The organism is Aliiglaciecola aliphaticivorans (assembly GCF_054782055.1).
In genome coordinates, this window is the sequence record NZ_BAAGTF010000010.1 from 49,378 (window position 1) to 68,776 (window position 19,399).

The window sequence follows — 19,399 nt, forward strand, 5'->3', positions numbered from 1 at the left end:
TGCTCAATGGGAAGTTCACTCTTTACCCCACAGGCCTACTGCATACAAGTACTCTAAGCAACAATCGATGTTTAACAAACGTGTTGATGATTGAAAATATCAGGTAGCCATAAATAGAAAAAAGGCTGCAACCAATGTTACAGCCTTTTATTGTATGGTGCGGATGGGGAGACTCGAACTCCCACGGCCTAAGCCACAGCCCCCTCAAGGCTGCGTGTCTACCAATTCCACCACATCCGCGATGTTTTTATTTTATCAAATACTTAGTTAGGGATCTCGTTGGATTCAGGAGTCTCTTCTTGATTAGGAATATCTGAATCGATAGTTTGTTCTACTACCCCTAGATTTTCGAATTCATCTATAGATTGATCTTTGTCAGCAGTTTGATTACCTAAAATTAAACTAATCACAAAAAACAAGGTGGCAAGTATGGCTGTTGTTCTGGTCATAAAGTTACCAGAACCCGTAGAACCAAACACAGTGTTTGAACCGCCACCGCCAAAAGATGCTCCCATATCGGCACCCTTACCTTGTTGAATAAGGACCATACCTATCAACATCAAAGCAACTACTAAGTAAACTACTATCAAAATCTCGTAAAAATACGTCATGTTATGTCTCTAACCTTTTGCCGCTAAGCAAATATTTAAAAATTCCTGTGGGTCCAAACTGGCTCCACCTATCAACCCGCCATCAACATCAGGTTGTGAAAACAATTCATTGGCATTCGCCGCTTTAACACTGCCACCATATAAAATACGTAACCCATTGGCGACGTCTGCATCTAATTTACCCACGTATTCGCGAATGAATGCATGTACTTCTTGCGCTTGTATTGGGCTTGCTGTTTTACCCGTTCCGATAGCCCAAACTGGCTCATAAGCAACGACAATTTTTTCAAAACTGGCTATACCAATAACACTAATAACCGCATCAATTTGCCCTTGAATGTGATTAAAATATTCGCCACTGTCACGTACCGACTCTGGCTCACCAACACATAACACGGGTGTTAAGCCGTGCTCTAATGCTACACGAACCTTCTCAGCAACGAGCAAATCGCTTTCGCCATTGTCAGTTCTTCTTTCGGAATGACCAACTAAGACAAAATCACAATTTAAGGCTTTTAGCATTGAACCTGAAACTTCACCTGTATGGGCACCAGAATCAAATTCACTTAAATTTTGTCCGCCAATAGCACCGTTAAACGGGGCAAACGCACTTAAGAATGGGAAAGGAGGACATATTAATACATCGACATCCTGCAAACTAGCACTATTAATAGTATCCATCATTTGCTTAGCAAGTTCGACACTACCATTCATTTTCCAGTTGCCTGCAACTATAGGGCGACGTTTGTTCTGCACTTTAATCTTCCTTAACCCAGCGAAAAAGCGGGCGAGATATTAACTAACCCGAGTAAAATATACAAGTGGGCTAGCGTTAATTTATGATGCTAAATGACTATTTGGTTAATTTACGCACTGCGTCAGCGATAAATTCAGCCCAATTCTCCGAGTCTTCTTGTTTTTCTGCTTCGACCATGACACGAATTAATGGCTCAGTACCACTTTTTCGCAACAATACCCGACCAGTTTTACCTAAATTGGTCTCCGCTTCAATGACCGCTTCTTTCACTTTAGGGTTGTCTAACGGGTCTTCCCCTTCTTCAAAGCGAACATTAACTAATGTTTGCGGGTACATATCCATGCCTGAGCATAGTTCATGCAACGTCATTTGCGACCGCAGCATGGCAGTAATGACTTGTAAGCCAGCAAGTATACCATCCCCTGTTGAAGTAACATTTAAATTAAGTACATGACCAGAGTTTTCGCCTCCAATTGCCCAACCGCGCTCTTGTAGCAACTCCATTACATAGCGATCGCCAACATTACTTCTTACGAACGCTACTCCCAGTTTATTTAAGGCAATTTCTAAGCCCAAATTACTCATTAAAGTGCCAACAACGCCACCGTTCAAACGGCCGGATTTGAGACAGTCTCGAGCAATAATATATATTAGTTGATCGCCATCGATAAGGTTGCCTTTGTGATCGACCATCATAATTCGGTCACCGTCACCATCTAAAGCAAAACCAAGATCTGCTTGGTGTTCTAACACACTTTCTTGAATCGCTTTCATTGACGTTGCCCCTACCCCTTTATTGATGTTTAAACCATCAGGATCAGTACCAATTTCGATGACCTCGGCACCTAGTTCTTCTAAAACATTGGGGGCTATATGATAGGTCGCACCGTGGGCGCAATCGACAACGATTTTTAAGCTTTTAAGGTTAAGATCGGACGGAAAATTACCTTTACAAAATTCGATATACCTTCCTGCTGCATCTTCAATCCGGTAAGCTTTTCCTAACTTATCTGAGGCAACACAAACCATAGGTTTTTCCATTTCCTTTTCAATGGCCAGTTCAATTTCATCATCCAATTTATAGCCATTAGCTGAGAAAAACTTAATACCATTGTCATAAAATGGATTGTGGGAAGCGCTAATTACTATCCCCGCTTCAGAACGAAAGGTTTTGGTTAAGTAGGCAATAGCTGGCGTCGGCATCGGCCCCAATAAACCAATATTAATACCAGCTGCGGATAACCCCGCCTCTAAACAAGACTCAAGCATGTAGCCAGATATTCGGGTGTCTTTACCAATAAGGACCTTATTAGTGCCTTGTCCAGCAAGCACTTTTCCTGCGGCCCAACCCAGTTTCATTACAAACTCAGGATTAATGACACTTTCGCCAACTTTTCCACGAATACCATCTGTACCAAAATATTTTCTTGAGTTCATCACACTAATCCTTATACGCACTCAACGCTGATACGACTTTTACGGCATCAACGGTTTGTTTTACATCGTGCACTCGTAAAATCGAAGCACCTTTAGTTAACGAAATTGTCGCTGCAGCTAAACTGCCCGCCAACCGTTCGTCCACTTTCCTATCCAATAAGTTTCCAATCATAGATTTACGAGACACACCAATCAACATGGGTAAAGCTAATGATTGTAGTTCATCCAGTCTATCAAGTAATTGATAATTATGCGGTAAAGTTTTCCCAAAGCCAAAACCAGGATCTATCATTAGCTTAGATTTTGGAATACCAGCTTGGGTACATAACGCTATTTTTGCTTGTAAAAATTCGATGACGTCGTTGACCACATCTTGATAATGGGGAGCCAACTGCATGCTTTTTGGCTGGCCTTGCATATGCATTAAGCAAACAGCGGCCCCACTTTTTGCGGCGGTTGATAAGGCACCAGTTTGATTTAAGGCACGAATATCATTGATAAGCCCAGCGCCAGCTGAAACAGCCTGCTCCATGACCTCGGGTTTGCTAGTATCGATTGAAATCACCACATCAAAATTGGCATGAATGGCTTCAATAACAGGAATAGTGCGATCCAATTCTTGCTGAACACTCACATCTTCGGCACCAGGACGAGTCGACTCTCCACCAACATCAATAAAGTCAGCCCCATCTAAAACCATTCTTTCAGCTTGCCCAAGGGCCTTATCGAGACCTTCAAACTTACCACCATCAGAAAATGAATCTGGGGTAACGTTTAAAATCCCCATAACTCTGGGCGTGGTTAAATCAATACTTTTGTTTTTAAACTGCATACAATAATTTGGGACACGAAATAATAGGATAGTAAATACAAAAAAGGTCGAATCAGCGCTCGTCTGAATCGACCTAATTTAATCAGGAGCAAATTAGCTCGGCAAATCGCCAGGCTTACCTACAGTAGGTGGAGGTGTGCTTTTATCATCATCAGCACTTACTGTTGCACCACCGGTAGGTTTGTCATTGGAACCAGGGTCCCGACTATCCCAATCCGCTGGTGGTCGCACAGGGCGACGAGCCATTAAATCATCGATTTGTTTCGCATCGATAGTTTCGTATTTCATTAACGCATCTTTCATGGCATGCAAAACATCCATATGCTCGTTAAGGATATTCTCAGCACGCTCGTAATTGCGGTCAATGATAGACTTAATTTCAGCGTCTATTGCCCGAGCTGTATCGTCAGACATATGCTTAGCTTTCGACATACTGCGTCCAAGGAACACTTCGCCCTCTTCTTCAGAATACAACATAGGGCCCATTTTATTTGAAAGTCCCCACTGGGTGACCATTTTACGGGCGATATCGGTTGCTCTTTCGATATCATTAGATGCTCCGGTTGTAACACCTTCTTCACCTAACGTAAGGGCTTCAGCGATACGACCGCCAAACAAACTAGAAATCATACTTTCCAAGTGTTGCTTGCTGTGACTGTATTTGTCTTGTTCAGGCAAATACATTGTCACCCCTAGCGCACGTCCACGAGGAATAATTGAGACTTTGTAAACAGGGTCATGTTCTGGCACTACACGGCCAACAATGGCGTGCCCAGCTTCATGATACGCTGTATTGGTTTTCTCTTCTTCAGACATAACCATGGTTTTGCGCTCAGCGCCCATCATGATTTTGTCTTTAGCTTTATCGAACTCTTCCATTGAAACAACACGTTTGTTGGAACGCGCTGCAAATAAAGCCGCTTCGTTAACTAAGTTAGCTAAATCGGCACCAGAGAATCCTGGTGTACCGCGGGCAATAACAGAGGCTTCAACATTGTCGCCAATAGGCACTTTGCGCATGTGAACTTTCAGAATTTGCTCACGACCACGAATATCAGGTAAACCAACGACCACTTGACGGTCAAAACGGCCAGGACGCAGTAACGCGGGGTCAAGTACATCTGGGCGGTTAGTCGCGGCGATAACGATAATGCCTTCGTGACCCTCGAAGCCATCCATTTCAACCAACATTTGGTTCAAAGTTTGTTCGCGTTCGTCATGTCCACCACCTAGACCAGCACCACGCTGGCGACCTACTGCATCAATCTCATCAATGAAGATAATGCAAGGCGCAGACTTTTTAGCTTGTTCGAACATGTCACGCACACGAGATGCACCTACACCAACAAACATTTCTACGAAGTCGGAACCAGAAATGGTGAAAAATGGCACTTTGGCTTCGCCAGCAATCGCCTTAGCTAAAAGGGTTTTACCCGTACCTGGAGGACCGACCATCAAAACACCTTTAGGTATTTTACCACCTAGTTTTTGAAACTTAGAAGGATCTCTTAGGAAGTCAACGAGCTCAGACACATCTTCTTTGGCTTCATCGCAACCGGCAACGTCAGCAAAAGTTGTCTTTATTTGGTCTTCACCTAATAAACGAGCCTTACTCTTACCAAACGACATTGCGCCACGACCGCCGCCTCCTTGCATTTGACGCATGAAGAATATCCATACTCCAATAAGCAATAACATTGGGAACCAAGAAATAAAAATCTGAGATAAGAAAGAAGGTGTTTCAGGTGGCTTGCCTTCAACTACAACACCATTACTAATTAAATCATTCATTAGATCAGGATCTGCGTAAGGAATATACGTTGAAAACGCATCACCGCTGGTTGTAGTACCAGTTATCTCGCCTGTTTGCCTGTCTATGGTTGCTTGTCGCACAGTTTTTTGATCAACATTACGCACGAACGTGGTGTAATCAATTTTAGCCTTGCTTGTTTCGCCAGGCGTAAAACTATTAAACACGGACATCAGCACAACGGCGATGACCAACCATAAGATTAAATTTTTTGCCATATCGCTCAACGCTTTTAACCTCTAAAAAGTAAAATTCTGTCTGTAGGCTAGTCACTAGGAAGATTACTAAATAATCAACCAAGTCTTCCGCCCGGTTAGCAGTACATCAAGGGTACTACAGTTTAAATCCTGCCGCTACCAGATAAAGCTTGTTCAGTTTTGCCTTCAGATAAATCAGCTCTCTGGATTCCACCACAAATAATGGCAAATACAACTCACTCACGAAATTGTTAAAACCTGCTTTTCTTATGACTACTAAATCTCCATTAAGTTTTAACCTTGACCAATACAAAATAAATTTGCTGTCAAAACGTCCCGGAAGGAACATTTATTCCTAAAGCTGAATGACCTTGCATAGATACGCTAAATCCCTTCATTTTGTTCAAATGCAATTTGAAATTCATCAAACGACCACTTTCTACACTATTTATAGGTCTTTTTTACCTAGTTTGTCGTTTCTTATTAGGTATAAAAGTAAGATGGCGTTAGAATAGCGATTTTCAACCATCAATTATTATTAAAATTGTAAGAATAATCTAAATGAAGTTATCGAATAAACAGAAACAATATTTAAAAGGCCTAGCCCATCCTTTAAAACCCATAGTGCAATTGGGTAACAATGGTCTCACTGAAGGTGTGTTAGCAGAAATTGACAATGCCTTGAGTTTTCATGAGTTAATCAAAGTTAAAGTACCTTCTGATGATCGCGAAGAAAAACAACTTATTATGGATGCGATAATTCGTGAAACTTCGGCAACTCAGTTGCAAGTCATTGGACACACCCTAATAATGTACCGACAAAGTGATGAGAAAAAAATCAGTATTCCAAAAGTTTAAATAGAAAACTTAGGTCCAATCTCTCACCTTTTTTAGGTTTCTATACGGAATAATAGATTTAACCCTATTGATAGAAACCTTTACCTATTCCCCTTTTCATAACACAGCTATTAGCATGTAATTTGGGGTGTCGGAATTTCTAAAATTAAGTTTACGTCAAATTGTAATTAGGCAAAGACTTAATCTGTAACAATCTATGTAACTATTTGATGGAATGAATATGCCAAGTGTTACATCACAATACCAAACTCAAAGATTTCGCTTCCAACCTTTAACAGACGATGATCGAGATTTATTCTGCGAACTATATTGTAACGATGTCGTTATGGGCAAAATTATGCCTAAGCTTGAAAGGAAGCAAGCCAGCTCCCTTTTTTCAAATATACTGAATAAGCAGCAAAAGAGTTTAAATGTGTATTGGCGTATTGAATGTGTCCATTCTGAAAAAGCCGTAGGTATACAAGGCTTTATGAGCAATATTGAGCAACAGAAACGTAACGATGCTGAATTTGGGATTTTAATTAGACCGGACTTCTACGGCAATCATGTGGCAACGGAATCTGTCACCGCCATGTTGTTCCACGGTTTTACATACCTTAACTTAGCAACTGCACATGCGTTTTTTGACGCTGACAATATTGCCATTCAAAAAATCGCTGAAAAACTCAACTTTGAGATAACCAGTGATAATCAACAAACCAATAAGATGCGCTGTTGTATCTCCCAAAAAACTTTTCTAAGCCATAATGGACAAGCAATCTATGCCTGAAAATAATTCGACTCAAAAAACAGGCAGTATCGTTTGTGTCGGTTTGGGAATGATACTAGGGTCTCATATTGCCCCGCTATCGCGACAGTTTGTCGAACAAGCAGACGTCGTGTTTATGAGTGTAACTGACCCCCTAACAGAAGCTTGGGTGGAAAAGATGAACCCTAACTGTCATAGTTTGCAAAGATTCTATGCTGATGGCAAAGACAGAAGAAAGAGCTATGCTGAAATGGTAGACGCCATAATGGCTCAGGTTGAATTAGGTAAAAAAGTTGTTGCCGCTTTTTATGGTCATCCAGGTGTGTTTGCCTGGGCACCTCATAAATTAATCCAGTTAGCGAAAGAAAAGGGATATCACGGCCATATGGAACCAGGTATATCTGCCGAAGATTGCCTATATTCCGACATGGGCATAGATCCTGGACGAAACGGAGCTGTGCATGTAGAGGCTAGCCAATTTATGCTATACGAGCGCAAGGTTGATAACACTGCATATTTGATTTTGTGGCAACTTGGGTTTGTTGGTGACCTTAGTATGTCTAAATATCAAACCGACAGTGCTTATCGACTCCTTTTGCAACAGTTATTGATTGAATATTTTCCAGCTAAGCATAAAGTAGCCATTTACGAGTCACCGACGCTTCCCACAGAAACGGCCAGAATCGATTGGTTTTTCTTAGATGAATTAAGCAAAGTGCATGTTGAGCATTATTCAACCCTTATCATTCCCCCTTGTGAAGTTAAAAAAATTGACCTTTTCATGCAGCATAAAATGAATCAGCTTTCGAGAAATCAATAAAATGTCAAAAAACAACGGATAGTCCTTTCCACACCGACCCTAAGTGTTTAATAATACTGCCGGTTAAAAATGTTTCGACGTCTAATTTTTTAAAACAACATAAGGAACCAACATGGCTGCGTTAGAATTAATGGAAAAACTGGCGGTTAACCCCGATTTTAAAAGAGAAATGACCGAAGGTGGGCAACATCCCCTAGCCCTGAAAGCGAAAAAAGATATGCAAGAAATGCGTCAAAAACAGGGTAAGTTTTGGTGTGCATTGATGCCAGCAAAAGATGACGAGCAAACAGAAGACGAGCCTGAAGAGCAGGAAGAAGCGCCAAAAGAGAATTAAACATGCGTTTTATCGTTATTTCTGCTTTGTTTTTAGTGTGCTTAATCACTCCTCTTGTGTCGTATGCTGATGTTACGACCTTACTGCACAAAGCAGATAAAATTAGGAGCGCCGATTTTAATGCTTTTGAAATTTTAATGACTGAACTTGAAAAAAGTGAAGACACATTTAGCGAGCAGCAGACGCATTTCTATCACCTTCTTAAAGGTTATCAACTTACTTTCAACGGAAAGGTGGATGAGGCCATCGAGCTTTATCAGAATATCGAAAGCAGTAATGCATCTGAAACGTTAAAATTACGCGCCCTAAGTTCTTTAGTAAACAATTATGCGGTTAAACGCGACTTTTACCTTGGTGCAAAAGCCATTAACCGTTTATTTGACCAACGTGAAAAAGTACAAGATGAAGAAGCCCTAAACACGAGTTTTGGGGTTGTAGCAATATTTTACAATCAAGCGCAACAATATGAACTCGGATTACAAGTTGCCAATCAGCTTCTTAAAAGAAATATTACTAATCGAACCCATTGTTTTGCTCGCCAAATTAAAGTTGAATCAGAGTTTGAACTTGCTAAGAGCCTTTCTGACTATCAATACGCTCAACAAAGTATCGATTTTTGCCGGGAAAACAATGAAATTCTGGTTGCCAATATCATTGTTATGACCATGGCTGAATCATTAACCAATGAAAGTCGTCTTAACGAATCAATAGCGTTATTGCAAAGTGCAGAACAACAAACTGTTGACAGCAAATATCCGCCATTAATTGGTATTTTTTATAGTTTGCTGGCAAATAATTATTTGCTCTTAGATCAACCAGATTTGGCAATAAAATATGGCCTCAAAGCATACAATAGTATCCAAAACTTTGGTTTGACAAAAGCCCTAGTCAAATCCTTAGAAGTATTATATAAAGCCACCGAAGCTCAGGGTGACTATCAGCAAACCGTTGATTATTTAAAACGATACAATCAAGCTGAAAAAGCCTATATAGATGACACTAAAGCACGAGGACTGGCGTTTCAACAAGCTAAGTATGAAAAGCTAGAACAAGATAACAAAATCGTTATTTTAGATAAGCAAAATGCCCTTTTGCGTACACAAGCTGCATTGGCCGCCGAGCAATCCAGTAACAACAAACTTGCGTTATCCTTATCGGTTTTATTGCTAATATTGCTATTTGTTGGCTTATACCGCAGCAGAAAAATCCAATTAAAACTGAGAAAAATGGCTGAAACGGATGAGTTAACTGGGATCAGCAACCGTCACTTTTTTAATGATCGAGCAAAAAACATCATTGAAAATGCTGAAAATCAGCAACTACCCATTAGTTTTGTTTTATTTGACTTAGATCACTTTAAAAAAGTCAATGATTCCTACGGACACCAAACAGGAGATTGGGCGCTCAGAGAAGCGGTAAAAGCCGCCAAACAAGTGTGCAGATCAATCGATCTTATTGGCCGCATGGGAGGTGAGGAGTTTGGTCTTGTGTTGCCTGGTTGCAGTGTTGATGAAGCTTGTAAAGTCGCTGAAATTTGCCGAGGAGCCATTGAAAAAATCGACACTCGGGCAACCGAGCATCAGTTTAAAATAACCGCAAGCTTTGGTGTTTCAGATGCTAAGACCTGCGGCTACAGTTTGGAAAAACTATTTGCAGGGGCGGATACGGCTTTATATGACTCCAAAGAAAATGGTAGAAACCGAGTATATTTATACAAAACGGCTCCTCACCAGGCTCAAGCAATCTAATAAGCAGATTTTATTTACTATTGTTTGGCGCAGCTAATTTGTCCCAAGTAGATTTACCAACAATCCCATCGACTTTAAGGCCATTTTGTTTTTGAAACATAATAACAGCGCCTTCTGTTCCTGCCCCGAAGTCGTTGTCTATGGAGATTACAAACCCCTTATCGACTAGCAATTGTTGGAGTTCCCCCACTTTATCACCAAAAGAGCCACGCCTTAAAACAACTGCATTTTCACCTTCATTTAAAGCGACGCGAATTCCTTCAATTGCTGCAAGTGCATTTTTAGCTTTCTGTAAATATTTTCGCCGATCATCAAGACCACGTCGACCTCCATTCACTAATTTGGTTACTTTAATTAAATCGTCTAAATCAGCGAACCTGTTAATATTTCGAGATTTCCAATATTCACAGGCAATTTTAAGAGAAATCGCAGGATCACCAGCAATTTCCGGATCATCCTCTAATGGCAAGTTGAGTTTCTTACCGTAAAGGCGATAATTCGCTCTTCCTGTTAATTGCAACAATCCCCGCCCTTTATAACGTTTACCGTCCCCTATTTGATCATTACCCAGATCACTTCTGCCTTCATAGGCCGCACCGGAGGCAAACTCTTCTGTTGTTCGAAAACCTGCACATTCATGGGTAACCTGTCCCATAAAATGGGCGATTCGCAGTCTGGTGTTAATTTGATAGCTTGCTAAGGTTGGAGCAAATATTGCCGAAATCTGACCGACTATTCGCATTTGTGCTTCTGCTTTTTCACCTGAAAATCTTGGTGCTACAGCTAGTATGAAATCGCCATCCACTGGAATCATTTTTGATATCCTTAAGTTATGAAAACAAAATGTGCATTCAAACTTCGATGCGGCATTACCCATTCGTACAAAATTTTGCTGATTTCTCTATTTTGCACTTAATGAAGATAGCGCATTTTTCAAAAATGATTAAATTTTTAGGGTAAATTTTAGGATTTTAGCCTACACCAGTGGCGATAAGGCGAACATGCTGCCAATAGAAACTAGTGATGATGCCCACCCACACCGTGAGCATGGCCGTGGGACAACTCGTCGTCAGTGGCATCTCGAACATGTTCCACTTTTAAATCGAACTTAAGGGTTTGGCCCGCTAAAGGATGATTAATGTCTACAGTCGCCATGAACTTTCCTAATTTCACAATAGTCACTTCCCTAGCCCCATTTTCGGTTTGCAACACTGCTCTCATGCCAGGTTTCCATTTCTTAGCCCCTTGCAAATGTTTAACAGAAACCCGCTGCTCCGCGTTTTTTATCACTTCACCAAAGGTTTCTTGAGGTGGAAGTTCGACACTAAACTCATCTCCAGCGCTTTTGCCTTCTAAGGCGTTTTCGACCCCAACCATCATATTATTGTGGCCATGTAAATAAGCGACTGGCGCGTCTGCTTCGCTAGCTTCTAACTCGTTGCCATCAAGATCATTTATACGATAATGGAACTGGACTACTTTGTTTTTACTGATTGTCATATTGCACTCTTACATTTAGTTTAGGTATTAATCACCGTCTGCGCCGTTGACTATAGACGCAATATTATACAAGCGATTAACGGCCAGATAATTCATGCTGCCCTTAGGATATCGTCCTCGCGAATTTAACTCACCAGCTTCTTTACCGGTCAATAAAGACAAGGCTTGATCCACAGTGGCCACAGTATAAATGTGAAATACACCAGCCTTAACTGCTTTGATGACTTCACTGTTTAGCATCAAGTTGATTTTATTCGAATGGGGAATAATTACACCTTGCGTACCTGTCAATCCTCGATGTTGGCAAAGCGTGAAAAAGCCTTCTATTTTTTCGTTAACGCCACCAATAGATTGCACTTCACCGTATTGATTTATTGATCCAGTAATGGCTAAATCTTGTCTAGCGGGAACTTCGGTCAAGGCGGAAATTAAAGCAACTAGTTCACCTAGTGAGGCACTGTCACCGTCAATATGACCATAGGATTGTTCCAACGCGATATTAGCAGATAAGGTTAAAGGAAAATATTGTGCGTACTTGTTTCCCAAGTAACCTGTAAGCAACATGACACCTTTAGAATGTATGGGTTGGCCTAGCTCCACTTCACGCTCAATATCCACCACACCGTTGGCACCGGCATATACCGTTGAAGTAATTCTAGCAGGGGTACCAAACACGCTATCCCCAACCTCAAGTACTGTTAAGCCATTAACCTGTCCAATTGAAGTACCTTGGGTAGCAATTAATATTTGCCCTTGCTTAATGTCTTCTAATAACGCTTGGCTGACCCGGCCGGTCCGTTCAATTTTAGCTTTTAACGCTGTTTCAATGTGATCTGTTTGAATTTCAGTTAAATTTTCCACTACGCAGAAGTAATGGGCTTCATTGATTAGTTCAATAACATCTGAAAAACGCGCCGAAAAATTCTGTTGGTGCTCAGCAAGGCGTAAACTATATTCCACTAATCGGTACATCGCTTTATTGGAAATACCATTTAAACCAATGGAAATCACATGATTACGTACCCTGCCAACAAAATCGTAAAGTGTTTGTTTATTAAGTGGGATCTCATGGTCAAATTCCACTAAAACCCGAAACAGTTCATCAAATTCTTCATCGTAATCTTGTAATAAATAATATAAATCTCTTGAGCCTAACAATACTACTTTGACGTTCAGAGGGATTTGCTGGGGTATTAATGTCATGGAATTAACCATTCCAACATCAAGCTGTGGTAATTCCATTTTTAACTGACCAAATTTCAAGGCTAGCTTTAAGGATTCCCACACAAATGGCTGATCAATCATTTTATCAGCATCGAGCAAAAGGTACCCTCCATTGGCTTTGTGCAGCGCACCACTGCGTATCATTCGATAACTGGTAAACATGGAACCTTGCACATTGGTATATTCTATCTTACCGAATAAATTTTGATGGGTAGGATTAGGTTCGTAAACCACTGGTGCACCATCATGAATTTTATGCGATACCAAAATATTCGGTAAGTATTGCTCCTCTAACACATCCCGCTTATCGTACTCATCTTGCTTGTCATCTTTGAGATCACCGGCGAGTAATTCAACAATGGTGTCGACCAGATGCGACTTTAATTGCCTTAGAAACTTCAGAATAGCTAATTCGTTAGCATATTTATGTTCTAAGTCTTTGAGTAACGGTTTAATACCCTGTTCAGCGGTATCTCGTTTTAATTTTCGCAATTGTTCAGAAGAATGACGCTTCCACTTGGGCAACTCTAATAATGCTTCACTTAGATAATCTTCTAAATGATCAATTAATTGATAATAATGCTGACGTTGTTGATCGTCTATTTTAGCGAAATCGGCATCAGTAATAGGTTTATCATTTAAAATGGGGGAAAAGCTAATCGTGCCATTTTCTTCAAATAAGGCGACTTGCTTAGATTGCGCGTATTGCTCAACCTTATCGATTGCCATGTCATAACGTTGATCGAACGCTCTGCCAATCGCTGCCTTTTTTCTCTGGTATCCAGGGTTATCATAGGCCGCGGGAAAGGTATCTAAAAGTTCATCAATTAACCCTTCCATATCTTTATGCAGTAATTTACTCTCCCCAGGTTTTAGGCGCAGAACAAAGGGTTCTCTTTCTTCTTCAAAGTTATTGATATAACACCACTCGTCTGGTGTGGGAACCTTATCAACCGTCTTAGCAATATATTCCTGAACTAGCGTAAACCGGCCAGTGGCATGCTCACCCATAACATACAAATTATAACCTTTAGCTTGAATACCCAAACCGAAAGACAACGCTTCCTTGGCTCGCTGCTGGCCAATAAAAGTGGCCAATAATGCGTCATCATCACGCAGCGCCTCATTGATTAAACGGCGGCTCGGGATTGCAGTTAATTGTTCAACGTTCAGTGATTTATGTTCCAGCATACGACTATTTTGAAGTTAATTTGGCCACAGTGAACCCTTTAAGTTGAATTGTGTCAACAGGCAAACACACCGCAAAATTGAGTTTCGACTAAATAATAATCAGACTAAACGCTTTTAATTGCTCTAAATTGCATTTCAGGTTGTTTGCATATGGCTAGCTAAGGTATTCTTGCATGAATAACATTAAGAAGGTCTTTTCACTTCTTTTAACAGATAATTATACTATTTTTTTGGAATTCCGTGTTAATGGCTGACAAACAATACGACCCGCAACAAATTGAATCAAAGGTACAATCCCATTGGGAAGAAAATGACATATTCCGCGCTGAACAAGATGCCAATAAGGAAAAGTTTTATTGTTTGTCGATGTTTCCCTACCCAAGTGGTCGATTACACATGGGCCATGTTAGAAACTATACCATTGGCGATGTAATCAGTCGTTTTCATCGTATGCAAGGTAAAAACGTTTTGCAGCCTATGGGATGGGATGCGTTTGGTTTACCGGCAGAAAACGCCGCAATCAACAATAACACAGCCCCTGCGAATTGGACTTACTCCAATATCGATTATATGAAGCAGCAGCTCAAATCTCTTGGTTTCGGCTATGATTGGAATCGTGAGGTAGCTACCTGTAAACAGGATTATTATCGCTGGGAACAGTGGTTTTTCACTCGTTTATATGAAAAAGGCTTAGTTTACAAAAAAAATGCAACGGTAAACTGGGATCCCGTTGATCATACTGTGCTTGCCAATGAACAGGTTATTGATGGCCGTGGTTGGCGCTCAGGAGCATTGGTAGAACAAAAAGAAATTCCCCAATGGTTCATTAAGATCACCGATTATGCAGAAGAACTTTTACAAGACTTGGAACAGTTGGATGACTGGCCTGAACAAGTTCGCACCATGCAAAAAAATTGGATTGGTCGCTCTGAAGGCGTCGATATCAAGTTTGAACTTGCCCAAGCAATCGATAACATTGATCACTTAGAGGTTTATACAACCCGTCCAGACACCCTTTTAGGGGTCACTTATGTGGGTATTGCAGCGACTCATCCAATTGCCCTTGCAGCAGCAAATAGCAATCCAGAATTAGCAGCATTTGTTGAAGAATGTAAAAATACTAAAGTAGCAGAAGCTGAAATGGCGACCATGGAGAAGAAAGGGTGTGCTACAGGCTTATATGCAATCCATCCAATTTCTGGCGTAAAAGTACCGGTTTGGGCCGCTAACTTTGTCCTAATGGATTATGGTTCGGGTGCGGTTATGGCGGTGCCTGGTCACGATCAGCGAGACTATGAATTTGCCACTAAATATAAATTAAATATCACTCAAGTTATCGAACCTCTTGATAGCGACTCGCAACCTTGTGATTTAAGCCAAGCCGCTTTTACTGAAAAAGGGAAACTAATTAATTCAGGGCAATTTGACGGTTTAACCTCAGAACAGGCATTTGAAAAGATAAGCCAAGAATTGGAAAGCCAAGGTAAAGGTCAGCGCAAAGTCAATTATCGCTTACGTGATTGGGGCGTTTCACGACAGCGTTACTGGGGGTCACCCATCCCTATGTTAAACCTTGAAAATGGTGAGTCTGTACCTGTTCCTGAAAAAGATTTACCCGTTGTTTTACCAGAAGATGTTGTCATGAATGGCGTGGTTTCGCCAATCAAAGCCGATCCAGAATGGGCTAAAACTGAATATCAAGGGCAACCAGCCCTGCGTGAAACCGACACCTTCGATACTTTTATGGAATCATCTTGGTATTACGCACGCTATACTAGCGCGCAAAATAATCAAGCTATGCTCGACCCCACTGAGGCGAATTATTGGTTACCCGTTGATCAATATGTAGGCGGCATTGAGCATGCCATTTTACATTTACTTTATTCGCGATTTTTCCATAAGTTGTTAAGAGATGAGGGTTTAGTTGAATCTAGCGAACCCTACAAGCGTTTACTCTGCCAAGGGATGGTGCTAGCCGATTCCTTCTATCGAGAAGATGAAAAAGGCAAAAAGCATTGGTATTCGCCAGCAGATGTGGAAACCGAAAAGGATGAGAAAGGTCGCATTGTAAGTGCTAAGTTAGCAAGTGACGGGGCAGAAGTTGAATTTGGTGGCATGACGAAAATGTCTAAATCAAAAAACAACGGAATCGACCCTCAACAAGTCATTGATATTTATGGTGCAGATACAATCCGCTTGTTTACCATGTTTGCCGCGCCACCGGAGCAAACACTTGAGTGGATTGATTCAGGTGTAGATGGTTCTAACCGCTTTTTAAGACGGTTTTGGAAGCTAGTCCAAGAACACTTGGCGTTGGGATCGGTAGAGAATTTAGACCTGTCTAACCTTACCTCTGAACAAAAAGCCTTGCGTCGTCATATTCACAAAACCATTGATAAAGTGAGTGATGATATTGGACGTCGCCAAACCTTTAATACTGCAATAGCGGCAATAATGGAGCTTTTAAATCATTTGCAAAAAGCTTCGCAAGAATCCGCTCAAGATCGCGCGTTATTAGACGAAGGTTTGCAATCAATGGTACTGATGTTGAATCCGATAACGCCACATATTTGCCATGAATTATGGCAACAGTTTGGTCACTCCACAGAAATCGCTTTTGAAGCTTGGCCACAAGCAGATAAATCGGCACTAGTTGAAGATGAAAAACTGATCATCGTGCAAGTTAACGGTAAGGTTCGCGCTAAAATGACAGTGGCCGCTGACCTGCCTGAAGCAGAGGTGAAAGAACATGCTTTGGCACAACCCAACGTAACTCAATTTACTGAAGGGAAAACCCTTAGAAAAGTCATTTATGTACCCGGTAAACTCGTAAACATAGTGGCAAACTAATTTAATGAAAATATTCTCAAACCGTGCTTTTTTAATATTTCTGTTGCTCTTTGGTATTCAAGGTTGTGGTTTCAAACTTAGGGGCTCACAGCCGTTACCCGCAGGTATCCAACAGGTATACCTTGCGGGCACACAGGAATATTTACCGTTAAATCGCACGGTGAAGGAACACTTTGATCTATACCAAATTCCTTATGTCGCGAATATTCCTATTCAACAAAAAGACACTACCCTAGCTATTTATTTATATCCAGACTCTTTGGATAGACGGCTACTGTCACTTTTTAGTACCGGGCAAGTTGCAGAATATGAACTGGTATTAACCATTAAACTGCAATTCATCTTACCCAATAAAGAGCCACAAATAGTTGAGTTTGATGTTACCCGTGAATACCAAGATGACCCTGACGCTATTTTGGCGAAGTCTCGTGAACTCGATTTAGTGTTAAGGGAGATGCGTAGTCAAGCCGCAGACCGAATAGTTAGAATGTTGCCTAGTTTGGATAGCCGAGAACTTTAATGCAGGTATATCCCAATCGGTTAGCACAACATGTAAAACAAAATAATCATTCGTTTTATTTGGTGTTTGGGGATGAGCCACTGCAAAAAATGCTAAGCATTGAAACCATACGTAAGCAAGCGTTACAGCAAGGTTTTGATGAAAGGCAGCAATTATCTGTAGATAATCAATTTCAATGGTCAAGCCTAATCGAAGCAACACAAACCCTATCCCTTTTTAGCGCGAAGCAATTTATCGAATTGGAACTGCCCACAGGGAAACCCGGTACTGAAGGCAGTAAAACCTTATGCGAGCTAGCAGAAAATTCTCATAACGACACTATCGTACTTATTCATGGTCAAAAAATTGGTCGTGATGTACAAAATGCTAAGTGGTTTAAAGCCCTCGATAAACAAGGTATTTATATTCCATGCTTTCCATTAGAAGGCAATAACCTGCAACAATGGATTGCTGGTTATTTGAATGAAAGCGGCATAAAAACTGGACCTGAATCTATCAAACTACTCAGTGATTATAGTGAGGGTAACTTACTCGCAGCTAAGCAAGAAATTGATAAATTAGGATTATTATTTCCCGATGGTGTGGTATCCGAACAACAAATAATGGAGTCAGTGGTCGATCAATCTAGATACAACGTATTTCAGTTAGTTGATGTCATGTTATCGGGTGATGCTGTTAAAATGGTTAAAATGCTTTATCGTTTAGAGGCGGAAGGGGTTGAGCCCACTATTGTGTGCTGGGCACTAACACGAGAATGGCAAATATTAAGTTCGCTACTGGCCGATAAACAAGCAGGAAAAAGTATTAACTGGAACCAATATAGGATTTGGAAAGCCAGACAGAATATCTACCTTGGTGCGATGCAACGACTGTCCTTTAAGGCGTTGGATAATATTCAGCAAAAACTGCAGGTTCTAGATCAACGTATCAAACAATCGCAAGTTATGCGTCCTTATGTAGAACTCTGCCATTTGTGTTTGTTATTCGTCCCCTTTGACCTCAATGGCATCCCCCTTGAGTAACATGAAAGGTTACGCATAACCTTTCAATCCCTTTAGTTTAGAAGTGATAGATAGCTATCCTAGTTTGTCATTATTTCTGATACAATTCACTTTCAAAAAAATAGGTTAAGAGGAACACAATTGGAAAGCGACGAATTTAAAAAATTTGTAATCGATAAAATCGAAGATCTTAAAGCCAGAGATATTGTTGATATTGATGTCAAAGGTAAATCTACAGTCACCGATACTATGCTAGTTTGCTCTGGCAATTCAAAACGCCACGTGGCTTCAATAGCACAAAATGTGGTGTATGAAACGAAAAAAGCGGGCCATCCTCCACTTAGTGTTGAAGGCCAAGCCGAGGGAGAATGGGTGCTGGTGGATTTAGGTGACATTGTGGTTCATGTAATGCAGGACCAAACCCGAGACTTCTATCAATTAGAAAAGCTTTGGGCATAACGACTAAACTTATTTAGGATAATAGTTTCAATGCGCATTCAGCTAATTGCGGTCGGCACAAAAATGCCCTCTTGGGTAGACGCAGGTTACCGAGAATATGAACGTCGGTTTAATGGCGATTTAGCATTAACCTTAACGGAAATACCCGCGGGTAAACGGGGTAAAAATGCGGATATCAAACGTATTTTACAAAAAGAAGGGGAACTTACCTTAAATTCAATACCCAAAGGTAATAAAATAGTCACCCTTGAAGTAACCGGAAAAGCGTTGACCACAACTGAATTAGCAAAAAATCTTGCCGCTTGGCAGATGGATGGTAGAGACGTCAGTTTATTAATTGGCGGCCCTGAAGGATTTGCACCAGAATGTATTCAAGCGAGTGAACAAAAGTGGTCGTTATCTGCTCTCACCTTGCCCCATCCTTTGGTTCGAATAATAGTTGCTGAGAGCTTGTATCGCGCTTGGTCGGTGAATGCCAATCATCCATATCACCGAGAGTAAT

General features: G+C 40.9%; 18 protein-coding genes and 1 tRNA gene. 10 read left to right on the forward strand and 9 right to left on the reverse strand.

The features are described from left to right. Nucleotides 1-155: 155 nt before the first annotated feature. The 6 genes from ACYVIL_RS05585 to ftsH form a co-directional block, all read right to left on the reverse strand. Nucleotides 156-240 (reverse strand) — tRNA-Leu (locus tag ACYVIL_RS05585). Between the two features lie 23 nt (nucleotides 241-263). Continuing rightward, entirely contained in the window at nucleotides 264-611 is a 348-nt protein-coding gene (gene secG / locus ACYVIL_RS05590; RefSeq protein ID WP_303471804.1) for a preprotein translocase subunit SecG, read from the reverse strand. 9 nt (nucleotides 612-620) lie between these two features. Then, nucleotides 621-1,367 (reverse strand): triose-phosphate isomerase, encoded by a 747-nt coding sequence (gene tpiA, locus ACYVIL_RS05595; RefSeq protein WP_303471802.1) that lies wholly within the window; start codon nucleotides 1,365-1,367, stop codon nucleotides 621-623. A 97-nt stretch (nucleotides 1,368-1,464) separates the two neighbouring features. Then, nucleotides 1,465-2,805: a phosphoglucosamine mutase gene (gene glmM / locus ACYVIL_RS05600; RefSeq protein ID WP_303471800.1), complete on the reverse strand. Its 1,341-nt coding sequence runs from the start codon at nucleotides 2,803-2,805 to the stop codon at nucleotides 1,465-1,467. Nucleotides 2,806-2,809: 4 nt separating this feature from the next. Beyond that, a complete protein-coding gene (gene folP, locus ACYVIL_RS05605) occupies nucleotides 2,810-3,637 on the reverse strand; it encodes a dihydropteroate synthase (RefSeq protein WP_303471797.1) in 828 nt (275 codons plus the stop codon). Between the two features lie 93 nt (nucleotides 3,638-3,730). Beyond that, complete coding sequence (gene ftsH, locus ACYVIL_RS05610; RefSeq protein ID WP_303471795.1) at nucleotides 3,731-5,674, reverse strand: ATP-dependent zinc metalloprotease FtsH; 1,944 nt, start codon at nucleotides 5,672-5,674, stop codon at nucleotides 3,731-3,733. A gap of 531 nt (nucleotides 5,675-6,205) precedes the next feature. On the opposite strand from ftsH, the gene yhbY reads away from it, so the two are divergent. From yhbY to ACYVIL_RS05635, 5 genes are all read left to right on the forward strand, one after another. Continuing rightward, nucleotides 6,206-6,502, forward strand: a complete 297-nt coding sequence (gene yhbY, locus ACYVIL_RS05615) for a ribosome assembly RNA-binding protein YhbY (protein ID WP_303471793.1) — start codon at nucleotides 6,206-6,208, stop codon at nucleotides 6,500-6,502. A 220-nt stretch (nucleotides 6,503-6,722) separates the two neighbouring features. Beyond that, nucleotides 6,723-7,271 (forward strand): GNAT family N-acetyltransferase, encoded by a 549-nt coding sequence (locus ACYVIL_RS05620; RefSeq protein WP_303471791.1) that lies wholly within the window; start codon nucleotides 6,723-6,725, stop codon nucleotides 7,269-7,271. Beyond that, on the forward strand, nucleotides 7,264-8,070 hold the full coding sequence (locus ACYVIL_RS05625) for an SAM-dependent methyltransferase (protein WP_460311858.1): 807 nt from the start codon (nucleotides 7,264-7,266) through the stop codon (nucleotides 8,068-8,070). The genes ACYVIL_RS05620 and ACYVIL_RS05625 overlap by 8 nt, the downstream gene beginning before the upstream one ends. Nucleotides 8,071-8,182: 112 nt before the next feature. After that, the gene (locus ACYVIL_RS05630) at nucleotides 8,183-8,404 is read left to right on the forward strand and encodes a hypothetical protein (RefSeq protein ID WP_303471787.1); all 222 of its coding nucleotides are present in this window, start codon (nucleotides 8,183-8,185) and stop codon (nucleotides 8,402-8,404) included. A 2-nt stretch (nucleotides 8,405-8,406) separates the two neighbouring features. After that, the gene (locus ACYVIL_RS05635) at nucleotides 8,407-10,152 is read left to right on the forward strand and encodes a tetratricopeptide repeat-containing diguanylate cyclase (protein WP_303471781.1); all 1,746 of its coding nucleotides are present in this window, start codon (nucleotides 8,407-8,409) and stop codon (nucleotides 10,150-10,152) included. Between the two features lie 10 nt (nucleotides 10,153-10,162). On the opposite strand, the gene ACYVIL_RS05640 is transcribed toward ACYVIL_RS05635, so the two are convergent. From ACYVIL_RS05640 to ACYVIL_RS05650, 3 genes are all read right to left on the reverse strand, one after another. Next, nucleotides 10,163-10,966, reverse strand: a complete 804-nt coding sequence (locus ACYVIL_RS05640) for a peptidoglycan-binding protein (RefSeq protein WP_460311859.1) — start codon at nucleotides 10,964-10,966, stop codon at nucleotides 10,163-10,165. A 203-nt stretch (nucleotides 10,967-11,169) separates the two neighbouring features. Then, nucleotides 11,170-11,652, reverse strand: coding sequence for an FKBP-type peptidyl-prolyl cis-trans isomerase (locus tag ACYVIL_RS05645; RefSeq protein WP_460311860.1), 483 nt, complete (start codon nucleotides 11,650-11,652; stop codon nucleotides 11,170-11,172). Between the two features lie 27 nt (nucleotides 11,653-11,679). Further along, entirely contained in the window at nucleotides 11,680-14,067 is a 2,388-nt protein-coding gene (locus ACYVIL_RS05650; protein ID WP_460311861.1) for a Lon protease family protein, read from the reverse strand. A gap of 246 nt (nucleotides 14,068-14,313) precedes the next feature. Here ACYVIL_RS05650 and leuS point away from each other — a divergent pair, with 246 nt between their 5' ends. From leuS to rlmH, 5 genes are all read left to right on the forward strand, one after another. Next, entirely contained in the window at nucleotides 14,314-16,917 is a 2,604-nt protein-coding gene (gene leuS / locus ACYVIL_RS05655; RefSeq protein ID WP_460311862.1) for a leucine--tRNA ligase, read from the forward strand. A gap of 4 nt (nucleotides 16,918-16,921) precedes the next feature. After that, nucleotides 16,922-17,437 carry an LPS-assembly lipoprotein LptE gene (locus tag ACYVIL_RS05660; RefSeq protein ID WP_460311863.1) on the forward strand — a complete coding sequence of 172 codons (516 nt, stop codon included), beginning with the start codon at nucleotides 16,922-16,924 and terminating at the stop codon, nucleotides 17,435-17,437. After that, nucleotides 17,437-18,459: a DNA polymerase III subunit delta gene (holA, locus tag ACYVIL_RS05665; protein WP_460311864.1), complete on the forward strand. Its 1,023-nt coding sequence runs from the start codon at nucleotides 17,437-17,439 to the stop codon at nucleotides 18,457-18,459. The genes ACYVIL_RS05660 and holA overlap by 1 nt, the downstream gene beginning before the upstream one ends. A gap of 120 nt (nucleotides 18,460-18,579) precedes the next feature. Beyond that, complete coding sequence (gene rsfS / locus ACYVIL_RS05670) at nucleotides 18,580-18,897, forward strand: ribosome silencing factor (protein ID WP_303471766.1); 318 nt, start codon at nucleotides 18,580-18,582, stop codon at nucleotides 18,895-18,897. A 30-nt stretch (nucleotides 18,898-18,927) separates the two neighbouring features. Beyond that, entirely contained in the window at nucleotides 18,928-19,398 is a 471-nt protein-coding gene (rlmH, locus tag ACYVIL_RS05675; protein ID WP_460311865.1) for a 23S rRNA (pseudouridine(1915)-N(3))-methyltransferase RlmH, read from the forward strand. The last annotated feature ends 1 nt before the right edge of the window (nucleotide 19,399 follow it).